Source organism: Megasphaera sp. DISK 18, from assembly GCF_001682955.1.
GTDB classification, from domain to species: Bacteria; Bacillota; Negativicutes; order Veillonellales; family Megasphaeraceae; genus Megasphaera; species Megasphaera massiliensis.
Map to the genome: position 1 here is coordinate 1 of NZ_LUGJ01000007.1, position 23460 is coordinate 23460.

Consider the following 23460-nt stretch of genomic DNA (forward strand, 5'->3'; position numbering starts at 1 on the left):
GATAGGAAGCCGCTGATTAAGCGAAGAAGCACTAGCATTTGCTAGTGCTTCTTTTATTATATGAAAAATGAAATAAAATAAAAATTACAACGGATGTCGAAGACGACGAGACTGCCGCTGTCAGATCTATGTGTCGCCTTTTAAAATCCCGTACAGCCGCCGTCAGAACTACCAACCATTCCTTAAGATAAAATTACGCAGAATTACAGAATCATTAAGAAACACATGTTTATACAGCTGCCAAGCTACCATTTTTGTTTTGAACCTATTGATGCTGTCATCTTCCATCCTGATGCTTCCGTCCGCGACATAAGAGCTAAACCTGTAAACGCCGAAAGTTTTCGCGTCAATCTTGTCGAAAAATCTATCTGTCACCGTTAAGATGAAAGAAGCACCGGCAAATGCCGGTGCTCTTTTTTTATGCATATTTCCCTCTATTTTAAACGAGACTTCATCGGTATTGATTTTATAATAATAAAGATTCTCAAAAAGTACTATGCAAAATCATGACATCTATAGTATAATATAACCAAATTAAATAGCACTATAGAATTTACTTAATTTTTTATGTATATAGAGGAGGGCTTTGAATAATGAAGAACATTCGTATTGAAGCAGTTGTTGGTCGTGAAATTTTGGACTCTCGCGGTAACCCCACCGTACAGGCTGACGTTATTTTGTCTGACGGCACAGTAGGCCGCAGCGCAGCTCCCAGCGGCGCATCGACAGGCCAGTTTGAAGCTCTTGAACTTCGAGACGGCGATAAGGGCCGTTATGGCGGCAAAGGGGTAACCAAAGCCGTTGAAAACATCAACACGGTATTGCAGGATGTATTGAAAGGACAGGATCCTTTTGATACCTATGGCATTGATAAATTGATGATCGATGCTGACGGCACGCCGGATAAATCCCGCTTAGGTGCCAATGCGATTTTGGCCGTATCCTTGGCTACTGCCAGAGCGGCTGCCGCTTCGTTGGATATCCCCCTGCATCGTTTCTTAGGCGGCGTTAACGGCAATTACCTGCCCGTACCGATGATGAACATCTTAAATGGCGGTGCTCATGCTGCCAACACGGTTGACGTTCAGGAATTTATGATCATGCCGGCCGGCGCTCCTTCCTTCCATGAAGGCCTCCGTTGGTGCGCTGAAGTCTACCATGCACTGGCAGCCCTCTTGAAGAGCAAAGGCCTGGCTACTTCCGTCGGTGACGAAGGCGGTTTTGCTCCGAATCTCGCCAGCGATGAAGAAGCTATTCAGTACATCCTGAAAGCTATCGAAGAAGCCGGCTACAAACCGGGTACGGATTTCGTATTGGCTATTGATGCAGCTGCCAGCGAATGGAAAGGCGAAAAACAGGGCCAGTACCATCTGCCCAAGAGCGGTCAGACCTTTACGACGGATGAATTAATCGCTCATTGGAAGAAGCTGTCCGATGCATATCCGATCTACTCCATCGAAGATGGTCTTGATGAAGAAGATTGGGAAGGCTGGGCTAAACTGACCGAGGCTTTGGGACAGCGCGTACAGCTCGTCGGTGACGACTTATTCGTTACCAATACGGAACGCCTGGCCAAGGGTATTGCTCAGGGCAGCGGCAACGCTATTCTCATTAAATTGAACCAGATCGGCTCCGTTTCGGAAACGCTGGAAGCCATTAAATTGGCCCACCGTTCCGGTTACCGGGCTATCGTATCTCACCGTTCCGGTGAAACGGAAGATACGTCCATTGCAGACTTGGCCGTCGCTTTGAACACGGCACAGATCAAAACGGGCGCACCGAACCGCAGTGAACGCGTCGCCAAATACAATCGCCTGCTGCAGATTGAAGACGAACTCGGCGGAAAAGGGATTTATCCCGGATTCCAGGCCTTCGGCATTCAGCGCTGATAGTGGTCTTGTCCCCACGTACAAACTTGCTGTAAAATAGGCATAAGAGATTTCCCCAGTGTTGTCAGCCCATATTCTACTTTGGGCGGCACCTGGGGATATTCTTTTCTATAAATGATGCCGTCTGCTTCCATTTCCTTAAGCTGCTGGGATAACATTTTGTGTGTTACCTTTCCCAGTGCTTTTTTTAGTTCGCCATAGCGCAGCACCTCTTTTTTCCACAGCCAAAAGAGAATGTGCATTTTCCATTTTCCGTTGAATAAAGAGCAGGCGTAGGCAAAAGGTTCGACATTGACTGCTGCCAATTTTTCGTCCATCGGTATACACTCCTTTCTGTTAGAATGATACAAAAAGAAAGTAACGAAGTCAATACTTCCCTTTGGGATAGTACCTTACTTAATAGTGCCTTGTTGATTTTTTGATCTTCGGTCCATATAATAATGAGAGCATCGAGCACGTTGTTTCGTGCATTACATGGAATAGGAGGAACGAATGATGAAGGTATTAATGGTAAACGGAAGTCCCCATCTCAATGGCTGTACCTACACGGCATTGGAAGAAGTCGGTAAAACCCTGACTGAAAATGGTGTCGAATATGAACTTTTTCAGTTAGGGCCGCGTCCCATGCGTGACTGTATCGGCTGTAATAAGTGTAATGGCCAAGGCTGTATCTTTAAAGATGATAACGACGATGCCGTCAATCGCTTTTTGGAAAAAGCTAAAGATGCCGACGGATTTATCTTTGGCTCTCCTGTCTATTATGCCCATCCGAGTGGTCAGATCTTGTCTTTCTTGAATCGTGTATTTTACTCGTCGGCTGTTGGGGAACTCTATCCGGTCTTTGCCGGAAAACCGGGAGCTGCCATCGTTTCGGCCCGCCGCGGCGGTACGACGGCAGCTGTCGATGTTTTGAACAAATACTTTGGCATTGCCAGCATGCCTGTCGTTCCGTCTACGTATTGGAACATGGTTCACGGCATGACGCCCGATGAAGTTCGCAAGGATTTGGAAGGCCTTCAGACTATGCGCAATATCGGGCGCAATATGGCTTGGATGTTGAAAGGCTTTGCCAAACAAGGGGAAGAAAGCGCTTTTGCCGACCATATCGAAACAGACCATCGGACCGATTTTAATCATTAAGGCTGATCTTAAGGAGCGATATACTCCATAGGGGGAACAGCGTTAATCTTTGCATAACAAAACGGTTGCTATCCTAAGGGACGAACTCTTGGACAGCAACCGTTTTGTCATAATACTGATTTAAATTAGACTATTTTTGCACCGCTTTACTAGATTAAAGAAAGGAGGTAAAGCTATCGTACAAAAGTCTGACTTACCAGGGGGGAGCTAAGCTAAACTTTATTTATTAAGAAGACTGTGGCTGCGGCTGTAGCCGTAGTAAATGATCAAGCCGAGAACGAGCCAGCCGATGAAGAGCATATGGGTCAGCGGCGACAGTTCATAAATCAGGTAGAAGCAGACGATAACGCCGATGGGAGCAATGATCGGAAGGATCGGGCAGCGGAATTTCCGCGGGATTTCCGGATGGTTGCGGCGCATAGCGACGATACCGATGAAGTTGATCAAGAATACTGCCAGCGTACCGGTGTTGGATAATTCGACGATGTGCATCAAGGGGACGAAGCCGGAGATGATGGCGATGATGATCGAACCAACGATGGTGATCAGGTACGGTGTGTGGTACGTATCGTGAATCTTGCAGAGATGCTGCGGCAGAAGACCGTCGCGGGAAACTGCAAAGAAGATACGGGACTGGCCGAAAAGGTAAACGATAAGCGTCGTAATGATACCGGCCAATATGCCGATAGCGATGAGGTTGGCAAGATCAGGCCAGCCGAGGAGACGCAGGGCATAGGCAACCGGTTCCGGCGTATCGAGCTGGGTGTAGTTGACAGCTGCTGTCAGAGCTAAGGAAACGGCGATGTACAAGGCCATACAAATGGCGATGGAAGAAATGATCCCGATAGGAAGGTCACGGGACGGATTCTTACATTCTTCAGCCGATGTAGCAACGGCGTCGAAGCCCATGTACGAGAAGAAAACAATCGATGCGCCGCTGAAGATGCCGCGGACGCCGAACGGTGCGAACGGGTTGAGGTTGTCGGGATTGGCATGGGGGGCAGCCGTTACGACGAAGGCTACGATAGCTGCCAAAGCGACGAGGATGAGTGCAAAGTTTAATTTTGCACTTTGCTTGGTGCCGCGGATGAGTACCGAGCAGAGCAAAAGGATGATAATGATGGATGGCAGATTGACGATCCCGCCTTCGGCCGGTGTCTTGAGCAGATAATCGGGGATGACAAATCCCAAGGATGCACTCATGCCCGATAGATAGCCGGAGAACCCGACGGCAACGGCACTGGCGGTAACGGTATATGCCAGAATTAGTGACCAGCCGCATAAGAAGGCCATCCCTTCACCCAAGGAAGCAAAGGTATAGGAATAAACACTGCCTGAAGCAGGGATGAAGGATGAAAATTCACTATACGTTAAGCCTACGAGAATACAGAGGAAACCAGCGATGACAAAGGATAAAGCAACGCCAGGCCCCGCATAGCGAGCTGCGGCAATACCTGTCAAGACAAAGACCCCGGCCCCGATGATGCCGCCAACACCTAAGAAGGTGAGGTCCATGACGCTAAGATTCTTACTTAGCTTTGAGCTACTTGCATCTTCTTGCAATTGGGATACGGACTTCGTTCGAAAAAATGACATACACTCACATCCTTTTTTAATAAAAATAACACAAACATTTAATAAGATAAAGTTTTAGCTGATTTCATTTTACTATGATTTATAGGTATCGTCAATATAATTTTAACATATGGAATTGTGTATACAATATCCACCTTGCCAGTTGGACGAGAACATCTTATAATATTGATGATGAGAATTTATTTCTTTATGAATAAAACATAGAGGGGGATATAGCAACTATGGGATTTTTTAGTCATTTATTCCACGGAGATAAGGTAGAGGGAACGAAAAAATATGTTGCAATTTCCGGTATGGTCTGCCAAAATTGCGTAAAACACGTGACCGAAGCCCTTAAGGACGTCGATGGCATTGAAAAGGTAAAAGTTGATTTGATGCGAGGTCAGGCGGAACTCATCGTCCGAGATGATGTCAGCGACGATGAGATTTTGAAAACAATTGTTAACGCCGGCTACACGGCAACGGAAGTTTCTTCGATACCAAAATCGAATTAATCAGCAAATATCTTATGCATAAGATTAAAAGTATATAGCGAAATGTCATTAAAATGATGGGCCTTCATGGAAAAAATTCTTTTTCTATAAAGCTTGTCTTTTTGCCTTTTTGTTGGAAATGCAACCGCTCTTTTGCCGGTCGGCGGGTATACTATAAGCACAGTAAGGATTAACTTACCCGTCCAAGTATTTCGAATCGTAACGATTCGGACAAAGGAGTGATTTGTTATGAAGTATAAAGTAAACGATACCTGTATTGCCTGTGGTCTCTGTGCCGGAACTTGTCCCGAAGTATTCCGCATGAACGATGAAACGGGTATGGCCGAAGCCTATGCTGAAGCTACGGAAGCAACGAATGAATCGGCTCAGGACGCGATGAATTCCTGCCCGGCCGGTGCCATTGAAGAAGCATAACCCGGTTTCAAGATCGATACTCTTTATATACTTTTGGTTTGAAGAGAAGCACTGTCGGAGTTTTCCGGCAGTGCTTTTTTGTACCCCGGAATAAGAGGGCAGCGCAGCCCTTTTCGCTTTTTTATAAAGTAGAATATGATATAATATATATATACTTATATATAAGAAATGACGTTTCTCTTCTTTGGCGTTTGGAAGGAGGTTTACGATGACAGAGAGACAGGCTTTTTCAGCACAGTTACAATTGCTGCAGCAGGCCGAGCAGCAGGACTTGTCGAATCTTTTTATCCTCCACGGCATCGTCCATTTATATCAAGGCGTCTTTGACTTGGCGATGACGGTCTTTCGCGATGCCTTAAAGCGCGATGGCTTCGGGATGTCTGCCATGGGCTCTCCGAAGGAAATTATTGCCGAGGCATATGAACAGTACCTCTTTGTCGATGAATCTTTGTGGTTGGCTATGATTCGCGAGCGTTTCGGCAGCGAAGATGCCCTCGATGTCCGGGTACGGCGGATCTTGGATTCCTATGTACCGGCTTTAACGCAGCTGCAGGAAGAACTGTAATCTTTATTGGCGCCTTCAGCAGAAATTTAAAACGAAGGTATTGACGGAAGTTGAAAAAGATGATATCATTACAAAAGTTAGGCGTCCACCAACGCCTGGCTTTTTTAAGTTACAGAAAAATTTCCTTGACTTAGACGTAGCTGTTGTGATACATTATAAAGGCAGTCTTACGTACAACTAGGCTTGTGACTATTTTTAAGAGAGGTGTAAGGAATGCGTACAGCTATCACTTTGGCATGCACAGAATGCAAACAGCGCAACTACCGGACGAACAAAAATAAGAAGAATAATCCGGATCGTTTGGAACTGAAAAAATACTGCCCGTTCTGCAAAAAAGAAACGTTACACAAAGAAACGAAATAATTGATTGAATAAGATTGTGCTAATCTTATTTGGATGTGAGAGGTTATATGGCACTTTCAGCTAAAAAAGCAGCACAAAAGAATAAGAAGAAGAACCCGGGCAAGTCATTTTTATCTGGCGTAAAGGTAGAAATGAAGAAGGTCATCTGGCCGACAAAAAGGGAATTGATTAACTACACGGTTATGGTCATTGTTGCTACCATCGTCGTAATGGTAATCATTGGTGTGGCTGACGGCGCGTTCTCGCAGCTGTTTAAGTTATTCCAGCTTGCTGTCGGATAGGAGGGCTGTGCTTAAATGGAAGCAGATATGAAATGGTATGTCATCCATACGTATTCCGGTTATGAAAATAAAGTACTACAAACGCTGGAACAGAAGGTCAAGTCCATGGGTTTGGAAAACGTCATCAACCGAATCCTCATCCCTATGGAAGACGAAATTGACGTAAAGGACGGGAAAAAGCGGACCGTTAAACGGAAAGTATTCCCCGGCTATGTCCTGATTGAAATGGAAGTCAATGACCGTTCCTGGTATGTCGTCCGCAATACTCCCGGTGTCACCGGTTTTGTCGGATCGGCTACGAAACCTATTCCCTTGGAACCTAAGGAAGTCGAAAGAATCCTGGGCAAACAGGAAGTAGAAAGCAAACCGAAAACGCACATTTCTGTCGAAGTTGGCGAAGAAGTGCGCATTACCGAAGGGCCTTTTGAAAATTGTATCGCCGTCGTTACGGAGGTCAATGAAGAAAAAGGTACCGTTAAAGGCCTCGTAAATATGTTTGGCCGTGAAACTCCAGTAGAAGTCGACTATTCTCAAATCGAGAAGGGTCTGGAATAAATACTTCTAATGCGGCTTTCTGCCGCGAGTGGGAGAATCGTTACGATTCGTTTGACCACATCTTGTAATGTAAGGAGGTGTAACTCACCATGGCAAAAAAAGTAGCAAGAATGGTAAAACTCCAGTGTGAAGCTGGTAAAGCAACTCCGGCGCCTCCGATTGGCCCTGCATTAGGCCAGGCTGGTGTCAACATCATGGCATTCGTAAAGGAATTTAATGAACGTACAGCTAAACAGGCTGGCTTCATCATCCCTGTCGAAATTACCGTCTATGAAGACCGTTCCTTCACTTTCATTACGAAAACCCCGCCTGCTGCCGTCTTATTGAAGAAAGCAGCTGGTCTGGACAAAGCTTCGGGTGAACCGAACAAGAAAAAAGTAGCTAAATTGAGCCGCGACAAAGTCCGCGAAATCGCAACGACTAAGATGCCGGACCTCAACGCTAACGACGTTGAAGCTGCTATGAAAATGATTGAAGGTTCCGCTCGCAGCATGGGTATCGACATCGTCGACTAATCGACTGTCTGCCCGTGGAAGGGGTAACCCGCTAAACCACATAAGGAGGAAGAAACATGGCAAAAGTAGGCAAGAAATATGCCGAAGCTGCAAAACTGTTCGATAAACAGAAACAGTATGATGTTGCAGAAGCAATCGACATCTTGAAAAAGATGGATACAGCCAAATTCGACGAAACCGTTGAATTGTCTGTTAACCTTAACGTAGATCCGAAATACGCCGATCAGCAGGTCCGCGGCGCCTTGGTACTGCCTCACGGCACTGGTAAATCCAAGACTGTCCTCGTATTTGCACAGGGCGATAAAGAAAAAGAAGCTTTAGCTGCCGGTGCTGACTTCGTCGGTGCTGATGATCTTGTAGAAAAGATCCAGGGTGGCTGGCTCGAATTCGATGTAGCAATCGCTACTCCGAACATGATGGGTAAAGTCGGTCGTCTCGGTAAAATCCTCGGTCCTAAAGGCCTCATGCCTAACCCGAAGGTTGGTACTGTTACGATGGACGTTGAAAAAGCTGTTAGCGAAAGCAAAGCTGGTAAGGTTGAATATCGTACGGATAAGGCCGGCAATATTCACTCCGCTATCGGCAAAAAGTCTTTCGATGCAGATAAATTGATTGATAACTTGACGGCTTTGGTTGATACGCTCATCAAAGTAAAACCGTCGGGTGCTAAAGGCCAGTACATTAAATCCATCACGGTTAGCTCCACGATGGGCCCTGGCGTTCACATCAATCAGTTCAGCATTAAAGGTGCTGCCAAGAAAGAAGAAAATTAATATCTCTCTTAGCTGTAGACTGAAGGTATGTATAATGGACACTATGTCCGCCATCTGAGGCTATGAAACTAGCAGATATCTGACTTTGACTAGTTCGGCCTCGTGGTTTGTCCATGAGGCCGTTTTTGATTGCTAAGACGATATAAATCCTAATTCAAGGAGGTGTATCAAACTCATGTCCACATTTGCAAATCATCCGGTTTCCCCGGCAAAAGCCGCGGTTGTCGAAGAAATGAAAGAAAAAATGCAGTCCGCTCAGGGCGCTGTTTTCGTTGGTTTCACCGGCCTTACCGTTGCTGATGTCACGAAACTTCGCCGTAAGTTCCGCGAAGGCGGTGTCGACTACAAGGTTATCAAAAACACCTTGACTCGCATTGCTGCAGACGAACTCGGCTACAATGCATTGGATGCAGTTCTTGAAGGCCCGACGGCTATCGCTTATTCTACGGAAGACGCCGTAGCTCCGGCTAAAATCCTGAAAGAATTCATCAAAGAAACAAAGACAGAAGCCTTGTCTGTAAAAGCAGGCATCGTCGACGGCCAGGTTATTGATGCCGCAGCCGTTGATGCTTTGGCAAGCTTGCCGAGCCGCGAAGAACTTCTCGCGAAATTGGTTGGCAGCATGCAGGCTCCGATTTCCGGCTTCGTCAACGTACTCCAGGGCAATATTCGCAACATGGTTTATGTGCTTGACGCTGTACGCGCTAAGAAAGCAGAACAAGAAACTGCTTAATTTAGCTTACTATAACTAATAAAAACAAACTTAAAAACTGATACTATGGAGGTATTTCAAAATGACTAAAGAAGAAATCATGCAGGCCATTGAAAACATGACCGTTCTCGAACTTTCCGAACTCGTAAAAGACATGGAAGAAAAATTCGGCGTTTCCGCTGCTGCTCCGGTTGCCGTTGCTGCTGCTCCGGCTGCTGGCGGTGCTGCTGCTGAAGAAAAATCTGAATTCGACGTCATCCTCGCTTCTGCTGGCGACAAAAAAATCGGCGTTATCAAAGTTGTCCGTGAAGTTACAGGCCTCGGCTTGAAAGACGCTAAAGCTCTCGTTGACGGCGCTCCTGCACCGGTCAAAGAAGGCGTTGCTAAAGCTGACGCTGAAGCTCTCAAAGCTCAGCTCGAAGAAGCCGGCGCTACGGTCGAACTCAAATAATTTCATTCTTGAAATTACGATCCCTGCAACCTCTGGTTGCAGGGATTTTTTCGTTTACACCAGATGTGTTTGATACTACTTTGATACTAAACTTTCTAGAAATTGAAATGGAGGCACTCATTTTTCGGTACCTTTGATTTACCGTTAGAAATACATAATATATATTTCTGGCAATTTGTGATAGGTATTAGACATGAATGCTCATGAATGATAGACTGGTCTTAGTGGTGATATGATCGCCATGACGGATATGAAAAATCTATCGTTGACAAATCAAGTATCCTATTCGATATAATAGAGGAGGAATCTATCATGAATAAAGCATTAGTCGCCTATTTTAGCGCCAGCGGTGTGACGGCAAAGGTTGCCGAAAAACTGTCTCAAGCCATCGGTGCCGATATTTTTGAAATAAAACCGGAGGTGCCTTATAGCTCAGCGGACCTTAACTGGCAGAATTCAGAAAGCCGCAGTTCCATAGAATCTAAGGATCCCGGCAGCCGTCCGGCTATTGCCGAAAAGGTCGTAAATATGAGTCAATATGACGTCGTCTTTGTTGGCTTTCCTGTCTGGTGGTATCGGGAACCGTCCATTATCGACACTTTTATGGAAAGCTATGATTTTAGTGGTAAAAAGGTCGTTCCTTTTGCTACGTCCGGCATGAGCCCCATTGGAGATTCAGGTAAGAACATGCAGGCCTTGGCAGCGGGGGCCTCTGTCGCTGTAGGCAAACGTTTTCCGAACAATGTATCTGTCGATGAGCTGAAAGAATGGGCTGTAAAAAACAGTCAGTAACATAGAATGTATTCTTGCGTTTATTCCCCGATGAAAGGAGAAGACAAGAATGAAAACTTTGATTATTTCCGGCCATCCCGATCTCTCGACGTCCGTTGCTAATAAGGTGATTCTCGACGAGCTTGAAAAAGCCCTTCCAGATGCTGAAATCCGCAAGCTGGATCAGCTCTACCCGACGGCGAATATCGATGTAGAAGCGGAACAGGAGGCCTTGCTGGCCGCCGATCTCATTGTGTGGCAGTTTCCCTTCTGGTGGTATTCTCTGCCCTGGCTCATGAAGAAGTGGCTTGATGAAGTCTTCCTTCATGGCTTTTCTCATGGCTCTAAGGCGAAACTCGGTGGGAAAAAGCTGCTGGTCTCATTTACGACAGGGGCTCCGGCAGAAGCCTATACTGGCGGTGAAGGATCCATTGGCGATATCAACAAAATGCTTGAAATGTTTCCGGCAACGGCAAACCTTTGCGGTCTTGATTACCAGGGTGCTCTCTACGTCCATGGTGTCGGCTATACCACTCGCGATGATGAAAAGGCTATTGAGGCTCAGAAACAGGCTGCTCGGGAGTATGCAGAAAAACTCATCGACCGTATTCAAGAAATTACAGCGTAATTTTTGACGACAGCCCTCGTTGCTGCTCTGTTTTTCTAAAAAAAGAAGTGTCGCCCATAGCGGTGCGGCATTTCTTTTTTTTGTGGAAACATACTTTGGATCTCTGCTTTCTGCCTTGACTTGGAGCTGCGTTCAATGGTAAAATAAGAACATATGCGAATCGTTTTTTTCATCACGGAGGGAGGAGGTGTTGTTATGTTGCATAAGAAGGTGCTAAAAATCTCGGCTATCGGTGCCTGCCTGATTGCCATGAATTTGATTGCTTCCGCCGAGGGGCTTTACCTGCCGCAACATGGCCTGATCTTGGATCGACAGGCTCAGCAGCAATATATTGAAAAGGCCGCAGGCGACCTCTTTACCGGCCGCAATCAGAAGCCTTTTGTCTTGCCTGATGGCTGGCAGCGACAGGATGTGACCGTCAGCGGCATCGTTGTCGAGAAGTATACGAATACGAATTCTGATTCCGATAAGGTGCTCTTACAACTCCATGGCGGCGGTTATGTCCTCGGCATGAGTGACGGTCATCGGCTCATGGCTTTGAAGCAGGCGGCCTTGATGGATGCTAAAGAGGCTTATTGTGTTAATTATAGGTTAGCGCCGAACTACGTTTATCCGGCTGCCCTTGACGATGCCATTGCGGCCTATAACTATCTCCTTGACAGCGGTATCAAGGCAGAAAACATCGTCTTAGTCGGAGATTCGGCAGGGGGAAACCTGGCCGTTGCCCTTGCGCTTTATTTGCGGGACCATCAAGAAGCCTTGCCCCGACTGTTAATCCTCCAGTCGCCATGGACGGATTTCAGTACGGCTACGGCTTCGCGGACCTATAACGACCGTAAAGATAAGATTTTAGGCCGTGGAACGCCGCTCAATAAGGCTGTCAAAGAGCCGTCTTATGCCGGGACATTGTCCCTCGCTGATCCGAGGTTATCGCTGATTCATGCTGATTTGAAAGGGCTGCCGCCGATGCTGATTCAGACCGGCGGTCATGAAATTTTCCTGACAGAAAATCAGAAGTTTATGGAAAAGGCTGTCGACGATGGCGTTGAAGTGACGATGACCGTCTATCCCGATATGCCCCATGACTTTGCTCTTTGCCTGCCGGACCTCGACGCGTCTGTTGCGTCCTTGCAGGAAATCGGAACCTTTGCTAAAAGCCATTTCTAATACGACAAAAGCACATCCGTTGGATGTGCTTTTTTGATACGATCGGTTTTACCGCGAATTATTTTTTTGAGCGATTGCATGCAGCAAGGGTTTGGCTACGATGGCAGCCAAGATGCTTTTTACGATGTCTAAGGGGATGAAAGGCAAGACGCCGCTGGTGATGACGGCAGCCCAGGGCATTTCGGTGACGCCGTGGAGCTGCAAGGCACCGCCGAGGTAAATGACGGGAATGCCGATGACGATGGCGACCAGTGAATAGCGTTTTACACTATAAGTCGATCCCTTGAATGTCGACATGAGATAGACGGCGACGACGTAGGCCCAGATGTAGCCGCCCGTGGGTCCGAACATCTTTCCAGGACCAGAGGTACCGGCTGTGAAGACCGGGACGCCGATGAGGCCGATGCCGATATAGGCCAGCATGGTGATAGCTGCGTCTTTTGGCGGCAAGAGGAAGGCCACTAAGTTGACGATCAGTGTCTGCAGGGCCAGGGGCGACTGAGAAAAGGGCAGGGGGATGATCAGATAAGCAGAGATACAGTTCATTGCAATCAACAAGGCGATGTGCGTCAGGCGCATCGTCTTTTCTCGTGACTCGGACATAATAAAAGCACTCCTTACTATGAATACAGGACTCATTACACAAGGTGTATTATAGCAAACAGTGCCTTTAAGGTCAACTTATTGAACTAAAAACAGGGTTTACAATTCGTCTTTCAGTAATTTCCCTAAGCAAGGTTCGACTTGGACGCCTTCACGGGGATCGCTTCCGGCTTTATAGGTATATTCGATGGCATAGCTCAGGAAGTCAGCGGCCTTTTTGATGGCGGCATGGAGCATCGTCCCTTGGAGCAGAGCGCCGGTAAGGACACTGGTAAAGAGGTCACCCGTTCCACAGGTGCTGAAGGGGAGGCGGTGGACCGGGTATTCGTCAAAGGAAGCCGTCGTCGTATCGTAACTGACGATTTTGGTGGTGCCCAAATCGCTGGCGACACTGGTGATGACGACCTTTTTCGGCCCCATATCGGATAAGGTCCTGCACAGATCGAGCATTTCCGTCGTCTTCGGGAGGTCTTCGCTGTAGGGGATGTCTGCTAATAAGCAGGCTTCCGTATAATTCGGCGTAATTACCGTGGCCTTGGCAATGAGTTTTCGCATTTCCGGAACGATGGCCGGCGTGAAGACCGGGTAGAGATTGCCGTTATCGCCCATGGCCGGGTCGACGACGACGAGGCTGTCGTCTTTGGCGAAGCGGGAAATGGCATCGGAAACGACTTCGATTTGACCGGCATCGGCTAAAAATCCGCTGTAAATGGCGTCGTATTCATAGCCTAATTTTTGCCATTTATCCATAAATTCCGTCATATGGGGCGTGAAATCGGAAAAGGTGAAATCGCCGTAGGTCAGATTATTGCTGAAAATGGCCGTTGGGAAGGGGCAGACCTGAAATCCCATGGCGGAGATGACCGGAATTGCCGCCGTAAGTGAGCAGCGGCCAAAAGAACATAAATCGTGAATCGCAAGGACGCGTTTGGTTGTCATAGAAAGACCTCCTCTAAGTAAACTGTACTATAATTTTAACCTATATACTGCAAGGTGTAAATAAGACAGATAAAAGGGATTCTGTCCTCTATGCACTGGTGTTTTAAAGGTCGGCAGAGGGCTTTTGTGGATTTTCCTGTAAGCTTATTGGCGCGGTTATGATATAATTAAAGGTAATCGAAATTTTCAAACTGTAGGCGAAGTAGGGATAAGGAGTTGATCGTATGGCGCAGGAAAGGAATGTCTTGATGGGACTCAGTGTCAAGGCGATGGTCTTTCACGACGGCAAGCTGCTGCTCTTGCAGAAAAATGATATAGAAGGCCGGCATCCTTGGGAATTTCCCGGAGGAGGACTGCTCTTTCATGAGGATTTTGAAGTCGGGCTCCGGCGGGAAGTTCAGGAAGAAACGGGTCTGTCCATCACCTTGGAAGCGCCGGCCGGTATTTGGAGCTACCAGAAGGCTGACGGGCAATTTTTAAATGGCGTCATTTTTACGGCTATGGCTGATGCGGAGCAGGTTGTCGTATCCGATGAGCATCGGGATTATCGTTGGGTGAAGCCGGAAGAACTTTCGGCCTATCACCTGCAGGAATCGCTGCAGCAATCATTGAAACAGATGAAACAATTTTCTTATGAGAAAAGTCATGCCTTACTGAGTGACTTTTTAAACCATATATGAGGGTTTTTATGAATAGAGAACAACAACAGCGGGCTCCTTTTGTGGAAGCCCTGGAAAACTATTGTCGGCTGCATATGAAGGCCTATCACACGCCGGGACATAAGTTGGGGCAGGGGATTTCGGACTACCAAGAGAAACTTTTTGGATCGGCCCTTTCAAGAGACCTTGGCGTCATGTATGCCCTCGATGATTTATTTCAGCCCGAAGGGCCGTTGAAAGAGGCGATGGACTTAGCCGCCGATCTTTATGGTGCCGGGAGAACCTTTTTTTCCATCAATGGGACGACGGCTTGCATTGAAGCCATGGTTTTAGCAGTCTGCCGTGACGGTGATGAAATCATTATTCCCCGCGAAGCGCACAAGAGCGTCATCAGCGGCCTCATCTTGAGCGGTGCTGTGCCGGTCTATATGGAAAGTCGCTTTGATACGGCACGCCAAGTATCGCTGGGGCCGGACCTTACGGCTTTAAAAAAGGCGATAGAAGCTTATCCGAAGGCCAAGGCTGTCGTTTTTACCTATCCGACGTACGATGGAATCGCCGGCAATCTGGAAGCCATGGCGGCCTATGCTCATGAAAAAGGGCTCTTTGTCCTTGTCGATGAAGCCCATGGGGCTCACTTGGGCTTTCAGCCGGACTTTCCCAAAGAAGCCCTGCAATGCGGTGCCGACTGCGTTGCCCAAAGCACTCACAAGATGGCCGGCTCTTTGACCCAGACATCGATGCTTCATTGTCGACAAGGATTTCCCTTAAGCGATCGCTTGGCGGCGTCTATGTCTGTCGTTCAGTCGACGAGTCCTCATTATTGGTTCTTGGCCTCCCTCGACAGTGCTCGGCAGCAGTTGGCTCTTCATGGGCCGGAGCTGTTGGGACGGGCCTTGGAACTGGCCCGGTATGTGCGTCGGGAAATCAATGCCATCCAAGGGCTGTCGTCCTTTGGACGGGATATCGTAGACGGTTCTGTCGTCACCGGTTTTGATGAAACGAAGATCACCATCGATTTTTCCGGCGTCGGCCTCGACGGCATCGAAGCGGAAAAAGAACTGCGAAAGCAGGGAATCGAAGTGGAACTGATTGCAGGCAATCACGTATTGGCCCTGATTACCCTTGGCGATACGATGGAAACGGCCCAAGCCCTGATCGATGCCTGCCGGGCTATTGCCGACGGTCGCCCCCGTTGTCAGTCCGCTCCCAGTGCAGAGCCGCCCCTTCCGATTCCCGAGGTTGCCGCAGCGCCGAGAATGGTTTGGAACGGTCCTGTGGAAGCGATACCCTTTGAGGCTGCCTGTGGGCGTATTGCAGCTGAAACGGTTACCTTCTATCCGCCGGGCATCCCGGTGTTGGCGGCAGGAGAATTTATTACGGAGGCGTGCCAACAGTATATCCGCTATAAGATGGCTCATGGCTATAAACCAAACGGTCCGGCTGACGGGACGCTGCGGACGATACGCGTACAGAAGGAGGATTCCCATGAAGGGTAAATTATTTATTATTGAAGGCGGCGATGGAAGCGGCAAGGCGACGCAGACCAAACTCTTGACGGAACATCTAAAGAAAGACGGCTATCCCGTCATGGCCGTGAGCTATCCAGACTATGACAGCGATTCCAGTGCCCTCGTGAAGATGTATTTGCGCGGCGACTTCGGCCGCGATGCCGACGCCGTCAACCCCTATGCTGCGTCCGCTTTTTTTGCCGTCGACCGCTTTGCATCCTATCAAATGAAATGGAAGGCCTTTTATGATCAGGGCGGTATCGTCATTGCCGACCGTTATACGACGAGCAATATGCTCTATCAAATGATCAAGATCGATGATGCGGCCCGGCGTAAGGCCTACCTTGACTGGCTCGAAGATTTTGAATTCCGCAAGATGGGCCTGCCCGAACCGGATGCCGTATTGCTCCTCGACGTACCCTTAGCGGTCACCCAAGGGCTCATGGCCGACCGCGTCGGAAAAACAGGCGGCGAGACCGGGGACATCCATGAAAAAAACGGGCAGTTTCTGGCCAAATGTCACGCCGCTTATGACGAATTGGCGGTTCGCTATGGCTGGACGAGAATTGCCTGCGCCGAAGGTGAAAAACTCCGTCCGATAGAGGAAATTCATGACGATGTATACCGCTGCGTTTTGGACACCGGGATTGCCCTTGTCAAAAAATAGATTCGGTCGGATGGAGACCTGTCAGGCGTTGAAAATACTAGACTTTAGAAGGATTTTTTAATATAATAAGTTATTAAGGTATTTCTTAATAGGGAGGTGAAAATGATGGATGAGACCTTGTTTGATACGATCATCGGCCATGGCCGGTTGAAGCGAAAATTGGCTCGTCTCATCGATGAAGACCGCCTCCCTCATGCCATGATTTTCGCCGGTCCTGCCGGTATCGGCAAGACTCTGATGGCCATTGCCGTCGCTTCGGCCTTGGCCGGCCGTCCCGTCTTTCGCGATTTGGCGCCGGCAGGCGATGAAGCCCTTATTGCCGACGGCGATGACGTTTTTTATTTGGCTCCTATGGGTGCCATGTTGAAGGTCGATCAATTTCGCCAGCTTCAGGCGAAACTGGCCCTCCAAGGCGAACGAGGTCGGCGCCGGATTTGCATTATCGACCACGTAGAGACGATGAATGTGGAATTTGCCAACCGCATGCTGAAGACCTTGGAAGAGCCGCCGTCCGGTGTCTGTTTCATTCTGGTGACGGATCAGCCTGATTTGCTGCTGCCGACGATTCTGTCGCGCTGCGTTACTTTTACCTTCGATCCCGTCGGTGACGATGAAATGAGGGAAGGGCTGCAGCGGCTTCATCGAGCCGGCGGTAATTTGGATGATGCTATCCTGTGGGGCGGCGGTATTGTTCGCACGGTCCTTCGGTATCTTGACGGGCATGGAACGGAGAAGGCTCATTTTGCTGTGGACTTCTTAACGATTATGGCCAAACATGCCTGTCCTTATTCGAAATGGCTTGTCGTATCGGCTAATTTGACCGATAGTGATACGACGGAAATCTTAGGCTGGATCAGTCTGTTGCTGCGGGACATGGCCGTTCTCCGCAGCGGAGCCGGCCGGGAATATGTCCGTTTAAAAGGTTATATCTCCGATATGACCGAATTACTGCCGTACTGGACGGATGATGCCGTCTTTGCCGTGTCGTCAGTGCTTCATGAGGCGCTGGAAGCGGTGACGCGCCATGTCAATGTCCGCTTAGTTTGGGACTATGTCAGTCTCCAGACGATACGGCTCAAAGGAGGATTTTAAGTGATCGTTGTAGGTGTGCGTTTTAAACCTGCTGGAAAGATATATTATTTTGATCCCGATAAGATTGAGCTAGCCTTGGATGATGGAGTCATCGTAGAAACGGCGCGGGGCATGGAATTCGGCAATGTTGTCATTCCGCCGCGGGACGTCGAGGACTCGGAAGTCGTCCAGCCGCTCAAACCGATTATTCGCAAGGCTACGGCCAAGGATTTGCGCCAAGTTGAGCGAAATAAAGAACGGGAGAAGAAGGCCTTCGGCATCTGCCTGACCAAGATTGCCAAGCATAAGCTGCCGATGAAACTCATCGATGTCGATTATACCTTCGATATGGGGAAAATCATCTTCTTCTTTACGGCTGACGGCCGTATCGACTTCCGCGAACTGGTCCGCGATTTGGCGTCCGTCTTCCGGACCCGTATCGAACTTCGCCAAATCGGCCTTCGCGATGAAGCCAAGATGATCGGCGGCATCGGCTATTGCGGCCGTCCGCTGTGCTGTGCGACTTTTCTCGGTGACTTTAAGCCCGTGTCGATCCGCATGGCCAAGGGCCAGGGCATGTCCCTCAATCCGACTAAAATTTCGGGCATCTGCGGCCGCCTCATGTGCTGCCTGCGCTATGAAAACCAGCTTTACACGTCAGGCGAACTGAAGTGCTGCAACTGCCAGCAGAAAGGCTGTGAACAGCAGAAGCCGCCGGCCGTTGGAAAGCGGGTCATGACCGATGAAGGCGTCGGCACGGTACTTCGCGTTCATATGAAAGATAAGACTGTCAAAGTACAGCTCGAATCGGGCCATAATATCAATGTTCCCTGGTCCGATGTAGGGGAAACGGAACATGAAAATTGAGCTCGGTCCTCACGAACGGTTGGATGACTTGATCCTCGATGGGATGAAGGTCATTCAGCGGGACGATCAGTTCTGTTTTTCCATCGATACCGTTTTATTGGCTCACTTTGGGGCCGTTCCTCATGGACCGGCCCTTGATTTAGGAACCGGGACGGCGGCCATTCCGCTGATTCTGACGGCCCGCGGGGCACGTGACCTGACCGGGGTTGAGTTTAATCCGATTATGGCCGATATTGCCGGCCGCAACGTGGCCTTGAACGGGCGGGATGACCGCATCCGCATCGTAGAAGGTGATTATCGCCGGATTCGGGAGTGGTCGCCGTCCGGTGCCTTTTCAGCCGTCTATGCCAATCCGCCTTACCGGGAAAAAAGCCGCGGGGCTTACAGTGACGTCGACGGCATCCGGAGGGCATGCCATGAAGAAACAGCGTCTTTAGACGATGTCCTCGATGCGGCGAAATACGCCTTGAAGTATCACGGCCGCTTTCGCATGGTTCATATTACCGAACGGATGGCGGATATTTTAGAAGCCCTGCGGGCCCGTGATATTGAACCAAAGGTTTTGCAGATGATTCATGGTCGCCCCGATAAAGAAGCGAAGCTTTTCCTCGTCGAAGGCATTCACGGAGGCGGGAAGGGCCTGTCTGTCCTGCCGCCGCTCATTGTCCATACGGCCGATGGAAGTTATAGTGACGCTGTGGATCGCTTATATGGAAGATAAGGCGGTGTCCTTTTCAGCCGTCTTTTTTCTGTGAAAGGAGTATTATGCCGGAAGTTTTTCAAAAGGGGACGCTCTACCTCTGCCCGACGCCCATCGGAAATTTAGAGGACATTACGTACCGCACGGTACGCTGCCTGCGAGAAGCTGACCTCATTGCCGCTGAAGATACGCGTCATACGAAACAGCTGCTCATGGCTTATGATATCGATACGCCCCTTACGAGCTATCACGAACATAATAAAGCCGAAAAAGGGCCGCAGCTTATCGAGAAATTGAAAGACGGCCTGATGATTGCTCTGGTCAGCGATGCCGGCATGCCGGCTATTTGCGACCCCGGCAGTGACATGGTCCGTTTGGCCTTGGAAGCCGATATTCCTATCGTGCCTCTTCCGGGGGCCAATGCCGGCCTTACGGGACTCATCGCTTCCGGTATGGATACGACGAGGTTTACCTTTGTCGGTTTTTTGCCGAAGACGCAGAAACATCGCCTGCCGGCCCTGCAGTCCGTCGAAGCCTATGAGGGAACGCTCATTTTTTATGAAGCCCCTCACCGCATCCGGCAGGTACTGGGCGAAATGATAGAGGTACTGGGCGACCGACAGGCCGTTCTCTGTCGGGAACTGACCAAACGATATGAACAGTATCTTCATGGAAGCCTCAGCGAACTTCAAGCCGCCCTTTCTGAACAAGGGACGCGCGGCGAATTCGTCATCCTCGTAGAGGGGATGACGAAAATGGCTGAAGATGCCAATTCTGAAAATGTTGATTATGCAGCCCTGGTCCGGGAACTGATGGAACAGGGCGTTGCTAAGAAAGAGGCTGTCCGGACTGTCGCCAGACGGTGCGGCGTGCCCAAACGTAGTGTATACCAGGCTGCGCTTAGTTTATAACACCGGCTCATTTGTCGGTATAGGAGGGAAATCCCATGTCTGAAAAAAGAAAGTATTATATCACCACACCGATTTACTATCCAAGCGCCAAACTTCACATTGGGCACACGTACTGCACGACGATTGCCGACTCGCTGGCTCGGTTCCACCGCCTGCGCGGCGATGACGTCTTTTTCCTGACCGGTTCTGACGAACACGGCCAGAAGATTCAGCGAGCAGCTGAAGAAAAAGGCGTGAAGCCCATCGAATACGTCGATGAAATCGTATCGCTCTTCCAAGAGTTGTGGAAAAAATTGAATATCTCCAATGATGACTTCATCCGGACGACGGAAAAACGCCATGAAAAAGTCGTTCAGGCCTTGATGCAGAAATCCTACGACAACGGCGACATTTATAAAGGCGAATACAAGGGTTGGTACTGTACGCCCTGTGAAACCTTCTGGCCGGAAAACAAACTCCCTGAAGGCAAACACATCTGCCCCGACTGCGGTCGTCCGCTGGAACTCGTCTCGGAAGAAGCCTATTTCTTAAAGATGAATAAATACGCCGACAAATGGCTGCAATTTATTGACGAAAATCCTGATTTCATCCAGCCGGAATCGCGACGCAACGAAATGATTTCCTTCGTTAAAAGCGGGCTCGAAGACCTCTGTGTTTCCCGTACGTCCTTCGACTGGGGCATCAAAGTGCCTTGGGATACGAAGCACGTCGTTTACGTCTGGTTCGACGCCTTGGTTAACTACGTAACGGCTGCGGGGTACCTCGACGATCCGGAAAAGTTCAAAAAATTCTGGCCGGCTGACCTCCATCTGGTCGGTAAGGAAATCGTTCGCTTCCACAGCATCATCTGGCCGATTATGCTCATGAGCTGCGGTCTGCCGATTCCGAAAAAGGTCTTTGGTCACGGCTGGCTCATCGTCGACGGAACGAAGATGAGTAAATCCTTAGGGAATGTCGTCGATCCTATTCCTTTAATCGACCGCTACGGCGCCGATGCTCTGCGGTACTACTTGCTCAAAGAAATCCGCCTCGGCCAAGACGGTAACTTCTCTTTGCCTTCCTTTATCAACCGCATCAACTCCGACCTTGCTAACGATTTGGGCAACCTCTTGCAGCGTACCTTAGCCATGGTCGAAAAATACGAAGGCGGCGTCGTCGCCGGCCCGACGGTAAAAGAAGCTGTTGATGATGATTTGGCAGCCTGCGCTGTTGAAACGGCCAAGCAGTTTGAAACCCTCATGGATGACATGAAGATCAACGATGCCATTAACGACGTCTGGACCCTCATCCGCCGCAGCAATAAATACATCGACGAAACGACGCCGTGGGTCCTCGCTAAGGATGAAACGAAGGCTCAGCGCCTGCAGACGGTCCTGTACAATTTGATCGAAGCACAGCGCATCATTGCGGCCTTAGTAAGCCCCTTCATTCCCGTCAGCGCTGCCGATATGTGGCATCAGTTGGGGCTTGGTGATTTTTCCAAGGCAAACCTTCAGGATGCGCAGCAGTGGGGACTGTATCCGGCCGATACGAAGGTCGAAAAGGGCGATGCCCTTTTCCCGCGCTACGACTTAGATGAAGAAATCGCCGAAGCTAAGACCGATAAGAAAGAAGCAGCTGAACCGGTCTGCCCGGCGGCCCAGGAACCGGTAAAACCGGAAATCACCATCGATGACTTCGGTAAAATCGACCTTCGCGTCGGTAAAATCGTAGCCTGCGAAAAAGTTCCCAAGGCTAAAAAACTGCTGAAACTACAAGTCGACCTCGGTGTCGAAACTCGCCAGATCGTCAGCGGGATTTCCCTGTACTATAAACCGGAAGACCTCATCGGTCACTGCGTCATCGTCGTCACCAACTTGAAGCCGGTCAAACTCTGCGGTGTTGAATCGAAGGGGATGCTCCTGGCTGCTTCCGACGGTAACGACAATCTGCAGGTTGCCTTTGTCGACGGCATGGCACCGGGCAGCCGCGTACGATAATGCTGTTCGATACGCACTGTCATATCAATGACAAGGCTTACGATGCGGACCGTCCGGACGTATTGTCTCGGGCGGCTGCGTCCGGTGTCGGCTTGATGCTCTGTCCGGCGACGGATATGGCGACGTCTCGCGCCTGCATCGACCTTGCCAATTCTTGTGACGGAGTCTATGCCGCCGTCGGCATTCATCCGGAGCTGGCGGCCACGGCAACGCCGGAAGATGCAGAGAGACTTTGTCAGTGGGTGCGCGATGAGAAAAAAGTCGTCGCTATCGGTGAAGTAGGTTTAGACTATCACTGGCCTGAGCCCGACCGCGCCGTCCAACAGGCCGTCTTCATCGACATGGTGAAGCTCGCCGTCGAACTCGACGTGCCGATTATCATCCACGACCGCGAAGCTCACGGCGATACGCTGGATATTCTTCGCCAATACGGCAAGGGCATCCGCGGTGTCTTTCACTGCTACTCCGGAAGCCTTGAGATGACGGCAGAACTCCTGCGCATGGGCTTCTACTTCGGCTTTGACGGTCCCTTGACTTATCCCAATTCGAAGCGAGCTCGACGAGTCGCCGAAAACCTGCCCTTAGACCGCATCCTCATCGAAACGGACAGCCCGTATCTGACGCCTCAGGCCCATCGCGGCCAGCGTAATGAACCGGCTTATGTCCGTTATGTGGCAGAGGAACTGGCAGCCCTTCGCAATATAAGTGTGGAAGAAGCAGCCCGTATTACGACAGAAAATGGCCGACGGCTGTTTCATATTTAATAGAATACTGTGGACGCGGGGCGGATATCATCGATGATGTCCCGTCCCGCGTCTTTCTCTTTTTAGGGGATATGAGAAAGGAGATTTTTTATGGAACGAGGAAAGCGACCGAAGATCGAATTGACCGTTACGGGAAAATTAGGAACCATGGGCTGCCATCGCGGTCACCATATCGGTGAAACCTTTGATTATGACACGGATCGGGGGAAAATCTGTCCCATGGCCATGCACTGTGCCTTTCCTTATATCGACATCCTGCGCTATGGCGGGAAGCTCCCGGGCCAGCCCGAAGGGGAAGCGGAATTTTGCTGTTCTGATGCCGACGTGGCCCTGGTGTTTAAGGCCAAGGTTGTCGAGTAAGGGAAGAGATTTTATTGAAAAAGGGAACGGAAAAATGCTTGACAGGAGTTACTTTATTTGGTATGATATTCAAGTGTTCTGAAACAGACACAATACATGCGGAAGTAGCTCAGTG

The 23460-nt window shown here is 49.3% G+C and carries 29 protein-coding genes; 25 read left to right on the forward strand and 4 right to left on the reverse strand.

Annotated features, from left to right (window positions below):
* Positions 1 to 593 precede the first annotated feature (593 nt).
* Positions 594 to 1889: a phosphopyruvate hydratase gene (gene eno, locus A0U42_RS01475; protein WP_044505037.1), complete on the forward strand. Its 1296-nt coding sequence runs from the start codon at positions 594 to 596 to the stop codon at positions 1887 to 1889.
* Here eno and A0U42_RS01480 read toward each other — a convergent pair.
* Positions 1880 to 2206 (reverse strand): helix-turn-helix domain-containing protein, encoded by a 327-nt coding sequence (locus A0U42_RS01480; RefSeq protein WP_044505038.1) that lies wholly within the window; start codon positions 2204 to 2206, stop codon positions 1880 to 1882. The two genes, eno and A0U42_RS01480, sit on opposite strands and share 10 nt — an antisense overlap.
* Positions 2207 to 2381: 175 nt before the next feature.
* Here A0U42_RS01480 and A0U42_RS01485 point away from each other — a divergent pair, with 175 nt between their 5' ends.
* The gene (locus A0U42_RS01485; protein ID WP_255304073.1) at positions 2382 to 3029 is read left to right on the forward strand and encodes a flavodoxin family protein; all 648 of its coding nucleotides are present in this window, start codon (positions 2382 to 2384) and stop codon (positions 3027 to 3029) included.
* A gap of 219 nt (positions 3030 to 3248) precedes the next feature.
* On the opposite strand, the gene A0U42_RS01490 is transcribed toward A0U42_RS01485, so the two are convergent.
* A complete protein-coding gene (locus A0U42_RS01490) occupies positions 3249 to 4625 on the reverse strand; it encodes an amino acid permease (protein ID WP_065359592.1) in 1377 nt (458 codons plus the stop codon).
* 221 nt (positions 4626 to 4846) lie between these two features.
* Here A0U42_RS01490 and A0U42_RS01495 point away from each other — a divergent pair, with 221 nt between their 5' ends.
* The 13 genes from A0U42_RS01495 (at position 4847) to A0U42_RS01555 (ending at position 12314) form a co-directional block, all read left to right on the forward strand.
* Positions 4847 to 5119, forward strand: a complete 273-nt coding sequence (locus A0U42_RS01495; protein ID WP_065359593.1) for a heavy-metal-associated domain-containing protein — start codon at positions 4847 to 4849, stop codon at positions 5117 to 5119.
* Between the two features lie 228 nt (positions 5120 to 5347).
* Positions 5348 to 5533, forward strand: coding sequence for a ferredoxin (locus A0U42_RS01500; protein ID WP_044505044.1), 186 nt, complete (start codon positions 5348 to 5350; stop codon positions 5531 to 5533).
* A 208-nt stretch (positions 5534 to 5741) separates the two neighbouring features.
* Positions 5742 to 6098, forward strand: coding sequence for an HI0074 family nucleotidyltransferase substrate-binding subunit (locus A0U42_RS01505; protein ID WP_065359594.1), 357 nt, complete (start codon positions 5742 to 5744; stop codon positions 6096 to 6098).
* Between the two features lie 213 nt (positions 6099 to 6311).
* On the forward strand, positions 6312 to 6461 hold the full coding sequence (rpmG, locus tag A0U42_RS01510; RefSeq protein ID WP_014015374.1) for a 50S ribosomal protein L33: 150 nt from the start codon (positions 6312 to 6314) through the stop codon (positions 6459 to 6461).
* A gap of 47 nt (positions 6462 to 6508) precedes the next feature.
* Positions 6509 to 6742, forward strand: a complete 234-nt coding sequence (secE, locus tag A0U42_RS01515; RefSeq protein ID WP_044505048.1) for a preprotein translocase subunit SecE — start codon at positions 6509 to 6511, stop codon at positions 6740 to 6742.
* 15 nt (positions 6743 to 6757) lie between these two features.
* The gene (nusG, locus tag A0U42_RS01520) at positions 6758 to 7297 is read left to right on the forward strand and encodes a transcription termination/antitermination protein NusG (protein ID WP_065359595.1); all 540 of its coding nucleotides are present in this window, start codon (positions 6758 to 6760) and stop codon (positions 7295 to 7297) included.
* Positions 7298 to 7386: 89 nt separating this feature from the next.
* On the forward strand, positions 7387 to 7812 hold the full coding sequence (rplK, locus tag A0U42_RS01525; RefSeq protein ID WP_044505050.1) for a 50S ribosomal protein L11: 426 nt from the start codon (positions 7387 to 7389) through the stop codon (positions 7810 to 7812).
* A gap of 56 nt (positions 7813 to 7868) precedes the next feature.
* Entirely contained in the window at positions 7869 to 8585 is a 717-nt protein-coding gene (gene rplA, locus A0U42_RS01530) for a 50S ribosomal protein L1 (RefSeq protein ID WP_065359596.1), read from the forward strand.
* A 175-nt stretch (positions 8586 to 8760) separates the two neighbouring features.
* The gene (rplJ, locus tag A0U42_RS01535) at positions 8761 to 9318 is read left to right on the forward strand and encodes a 50S ribosomal protein L10 (RefSeq protein ID WP_044505053.1); all 558 of its coding nucleotides are present in this window, start codon (positions 8761 to 8763) and stop codon (positions 9316 to 9318) included.
* Positions 9319 to 9379: 61 nt separating this feature from the next.
* Positions 9380 to 9748 (forward strand): 50S ribosomal protein L7/L12, encoded by a 369-nt coding sequence (gene rplL, locus A0U42_RS01540; protein ID WP_044505054.1) that lies wholly within the window; start codon positions 9380 to 9382, stop codon positions 9746 to 9748.
* Positions 9749 to 10060: 312 nt separating this feature from the next.
* Entirely contained in the window at positions 10061 to 10540 is a 480-nt protein-coding gene (locus tag A0U42_RS01545) for a flavodoxin (RefSeq protein ID WP_065359597.1), read from the forward strand.
* A gap of 49 nt (positions 10541 to 10589) precedes the next feature.
* Positions 10590 to 11147 (forward strand): NAD(P)H-dependent oxidoreductase, encoded by a 558-nt coding sequence (locus A0U42_RS01550; RefSeq protein ID WP_065359598.1) that lies wholly within the window; start codon positions 10590 to 10592, stop codon positions 11145 to 11147.
* 195 nt (positions 11148 to 11342) lie between these two features.
* A complete protein-coding gene (locus tag A0U42_RS01555; protein WP_065359599.1) occupies positions 11343 to 12314 on the forward strand; it encodes an alpha/beta hydrolase in 972 nt (323 codons plus the stop codon).
* 48 nt (positions 12315 to 12362) lie between these two features.
* Here A0U42_RS01555 and A0U42_RS01560 read toward each other — a convergent pair whose 3' ends face one another.
* On the reverse strand, positions 12363 to 12917 hold the full coding sequence (locus A0U42_RS01560) for a biotin transporter BioY (protein ID WP_065359600.1): 555 nt from the start codon (positions 12915 to 12917) through the stop codon (positions 12363 to 12365).
* A 99-nt stretch (positions 12918 to 13016) separates the two neighbouring features.
* A complete protein-coding gene (locus tag A0U42_RS01565; protein ID WP_065359601.1) occupies positions 13017 to 13856 on the reverse strand; it encodes a pyridoxamine kinase in 840 nt (279 codons plus the stop codon).
* Between the two features lie 224 nt (positions 13857 to 14080).
* Here A0U42_RS01565 and A0U42_RS01570 point away from each other — a divergent pair, with 224 nt between their 5' ends.
* From A0U42_RS01570 to A0U42_RS01615, 10 genes are all read left to right on the forward strand, one after another.
* Positions 14081 to 14536 carry an NUDIX domain-containing protein gene (locus A0U42_RS01570; RefSeq protein WP_065359602.1) on the forward strand — a complete coding sequence of 152 codons (456 nt, stop codon included), beginning with the start codon at positions 14081 to 14083 and terminating at the stop codon, positions 14534 to 14536.
* Between the two features lie 8 nt (positions 14537 to 14544).
* A complete protein-coding gene (locus A0U42_RS01575; RefSeq protein WP_065359603.1) occupies positions 14545 to 16014 on the forward strand; it encodes an aminotransferase class I/II-fold pyridoxal phosphate-dependent enzyme in 1470 nt (489 codons plus the stop codon).
* Positions 16004 to 16693: a thymidylate kinase gene (locus tag A0U42_RS01580; RefSeq protein ID WP_044505246.1), complete on the forward strand. Its 690-nt coding sequence runs from the start codon at positions 16004 to 16006 to the stop codon at positions 16691 to 16693. The genes A0U42_RS01575 and A0U42_RS01580 overlap by 11 nt, the downstream gene beginning before the upstream one ends.
* 105 nt (positions 16694 to 16798) lie before the next feature.
* Complete coding sequence (locus A0U42_RS01585; RefSeq protein WP_065359604.1) at positions 16799 to 17785, forward strand: DNA polymerase III subunit; 987 nt, start codon at positions 16799 to 16801, stop codon at positions 17783 to 17785.
* A complete protein-coding gene (locus A0U42_RS01590; protein WP_044505248.1) occupies positions 17786 to 18631 on the forward strand; it encodes a stage 0 sporulation family protein in 846 nt (281 codons plus the stop codon).
* Positions 18621 to 19352, forward strand: a complete 732-nt coding sequence (locus A0U42_RS01595; RefSeq protein WP_065359605.1) for a tRNA1(Val) (adenine(37)-N6)-methyltransferase — start codon at positions 18621 to 18623, stop codon at positions 19350 to 19352. Before A0U42_RS01590 ends, A0U42_RS01595 begins: the two co-directional genes overlap by 11 nt.
* A 44-nt stretch (positions 19353 to 19396) precedes the next feature.
* On the forward strand, positions 19397 to 20242 hold the full coding sequence (gene rsmI / locus A0U42_RS01600; RefSeq protein ID WP_065359606.1) for a 16S rRNA (cytidine(1402)-2'-O)-methyltransferase: 846 nt from the start codon (positions 19397 to 19399) through the stop codon (positions 20240 to 20242).
* Positions 20243 to 20277: 35 nt separating this feature from the next.
* Positions 20278 to 22221: a methionine--tRNA ligase gene (gene metG / locus A0U42_RS01605; RefSeq protein WP_065359607.1), complete on the forward strand. Its 1944-nt coding sequence runs from the start codon at positions 20278 to 20280 to the stop codon at positions 22219 to 22221.
* Positions 22221 to 22985 (forward strand): TatD family hydrolase, encoded by a 765-nt coding sequence (locus tag A0U42_RS01610; RefSeq protein ID WP_065359608.1) that lies wholly within the window; start codon positions 22221 to 22223, stop codon positions 22983 to 22985. The genes metG and A0U42_RS01610 overlap by 1 nt, the downstream gene beginning before the upstream one ends.
* A gap of 90 nt (positions 22986 to 23075) precedes the next feature.
* The gene (locus A0U42_RS01615; protein ID WP_065359609.1) at positions 23076 to 23345 is read left to right on the forward strand and encodes a TIGR04076 family protein; all 270 of its coding nucleotides are present in this window, start codon (positions 23076 to 23078) and stop codon (positions 23343 to 23345) included.
* Positions 23346 to 23460 lie beyond the last annotated feature (115 nt).

What these genes read in the sequence shown, in the direction of transcription:
- rplK (WP_044505050.1), top strand. Translation starts at nt 7,387, where the DNA reads ATGGCAAAAAAAGTAGCAAGAATGGTAAAACTCCAGTGTGAAGCTGGT.
- nusG (WP_065359595.1), top strand. Translation starts at nt 6,758, where the DNA reads ATGGAAGCAGATATGAAATGGTATGTCATCCATACGTATTCCGGTTAT.
- A0U42_RS01480 (WP_044505038.1), bottom strand. Translation starts at nt 2,206, where the DNA reads ATGGACGAAAAATTGGCAGCAGTCAATGTCGAACCTTTTGCCTACGCC.
- A0U42_RS01575 (WP_065359603.1), top strand. Translation starts at nt 14,545, where the DNA reads ATGAATAGAGAACAACAACAGCGGGCTCCTTTTGTGGAAGCCCTGGAA.
- rplL (WP_044505054.1), top strand. Translation starts at nt 9,380, where the DNA reads ATGACTAAAGAAGAAATCATGCAGGCCATTGAAAACATGACCGTTCTC.
- A0U42_RS01555 (WP_065359599.1), top strand. Translation starts at nt 11,343, where the DNA reads ATGTTGCATAAGAAGGTGCTAAAAATCTCGGCTATCGGTGCCTGCCTG.
- A0U42_RS01485 (WP_255304073.1), top strand. Translation starts at nt 2,382, where the DNA reads ATGATGAAGGTATTAATGGTAAACGGAAGTCCCCATCTCAATGGCTGT.
- A0U42_RS01505 (WP_065359594.1), top strand. Translation starts at nt 5,742, where the DNA reads ATGACAGAGAGACAGGCTTTTTCAGCACAGTTACAATTGCTGCAGCAG.
- metG (WP_065359607.1), top strand. Translation starts at nt 20,278, where the DNA reads ATGTCTGAAAAAAGAAAGTATTATATCACCACACCGATTTACTATCCA.
- A0U42_RS01550 (WP_065359598.1), top strand. Translation starts at nt 10,590, where the DNA reads ATGAAAACTTTGATTATTTCCGGCCATCCCGATCTCTCGACGTCCGTT.
- A0U42_RS01560 (WP_065359600.1), bottom strand. Translation starts at nt 12,917, where the DNA reads ATGTCCGAGTCACGAGAAAAGACGATGCGCCTGACGCACATCGCCTTG.
- rplA (WP_065359596.1), top strand. Translation starts at nt 7,869, where the DNA reads ATGGCAAAAGTAGGCAAGAAATATGCCGAAGCTGCAAAACTGTTCGAT.
- A0U42_RS01565 (WP_065359601.1), bottom strand. Translation starts at nt 13,856, where the DNA reads ATGACAACCAAACGCGTCCTTGCGATTCACGATTTATGTTCTTTTGGC.
- A0U42_RS01610 (WP_065359608.1), top strand. Translation starts at nt 22,221, where the DNA reads ATGCTGTTCGATACGCACTGTCATATCAATGACAAGGCTTACGATGCG.
- A0U42_RS01570 (WP_065359602.1), top strand. Translation starts at nt 14,081, where the DNA reads ATGGCGCAGGAAAGGAATGTCTTGATGGGACTCAGTGTCAAGGCGATG.
- eno (WP_044505037.1), top strand. Translation starts at nt 594, where the DNA reads ATGAAGAACATTCGTATTGAAGCAGTTGTTGGTCGTGAAATTTTGGAC.
- A0U42_RS01500 (WP_044505044.1), top strand. Translation starts at nt 5,348, where the DNA reads ATGAAGTATAAAGTAAACGATACCTGTATTGCCTGTGGTCTCTGTGCC.
- A0U42_RS01495 (WP_065359593.1), top strand. Translation starts at nt 4,847, where the DNA reads ATGGGATTTTTTAGTCATTTATTCCACGGAGATAAGGTAGAGGGAACG.
- A0U42_RS01595 (WP_065359605.1), top strand. Translation starts at nt 18,621, where the DNA reads ATGAAAATTGAGCTCGGTCCTCACGAACGGTTGGATGACTTGATCCTC.
- rpmG (WP_014015374.1), top strand. Translation starts at nt 6,312, where the DNA reads ATGCGTACAGCTATCACTTTGGCATGCACAGAATGCAAACAGCGCAAC.
- secE (WP_044505048.1), top strand. Translation starts at nt 6,509, where the DNA reads ATGGCACTTTCAGCTAAAAAAGCAGCACAAAAGAATAAGAAGAAGAAC.
- A0U42_RS01585 (WP_065359604.1), top strand. Translation starts at nt 16,799, where the DNA reads ATGGATGAGACCTTGTTTGATACGATCATCGGCCATGGCCGGTTGAAG.
- A0U42_RS01490 (WP_065359592.1), bottom strand. Translation starts at nt 4,625, where the DNA reads ATGTCATTTTTTCGAACGAAGTCCGTATCCCAATTGCAAGAAGATGCA.
- rsmI (WP_065359606.1), top strand. Translation starts at nt 19,397, where the DNA reads ATGCCGGAAGTTTTTCAAAAGGGGACGCTCTACCTCTGCCCGACGCCC.
- A0U42_RS01545 (WP_065359597.1), top strand. Translation starts at nt 10,061, where the DNA reads ATGAATAAAGCATTAGTCGCCTATTTTAGCGCCAGCGGTGTGACGGCA.
- rplJ (WP_044505053.1), top strand. Translation starts at nt 8,761, where the DNA reads ATGTCCACATTTGCAAATCATCCGGTTTCCCCGGCAAAAGCCGCGGTT.
- A0U42_RS01580 (WP_044505246.1), top strand. Translation starts at nt 16,004, where the DNA reads ATGAAGGGTAAATTATTTATTATTGAAGGCGGCGATGGAAGCGGCAAG.
- A0U42_RS01615 (WP_065359609.1), top strand. Translation starts at nt 23,076, where the DNA reads ATGGAACGAGGAAAGCGACCGAAGATCGAATTGACCGTTACGGGAAAA.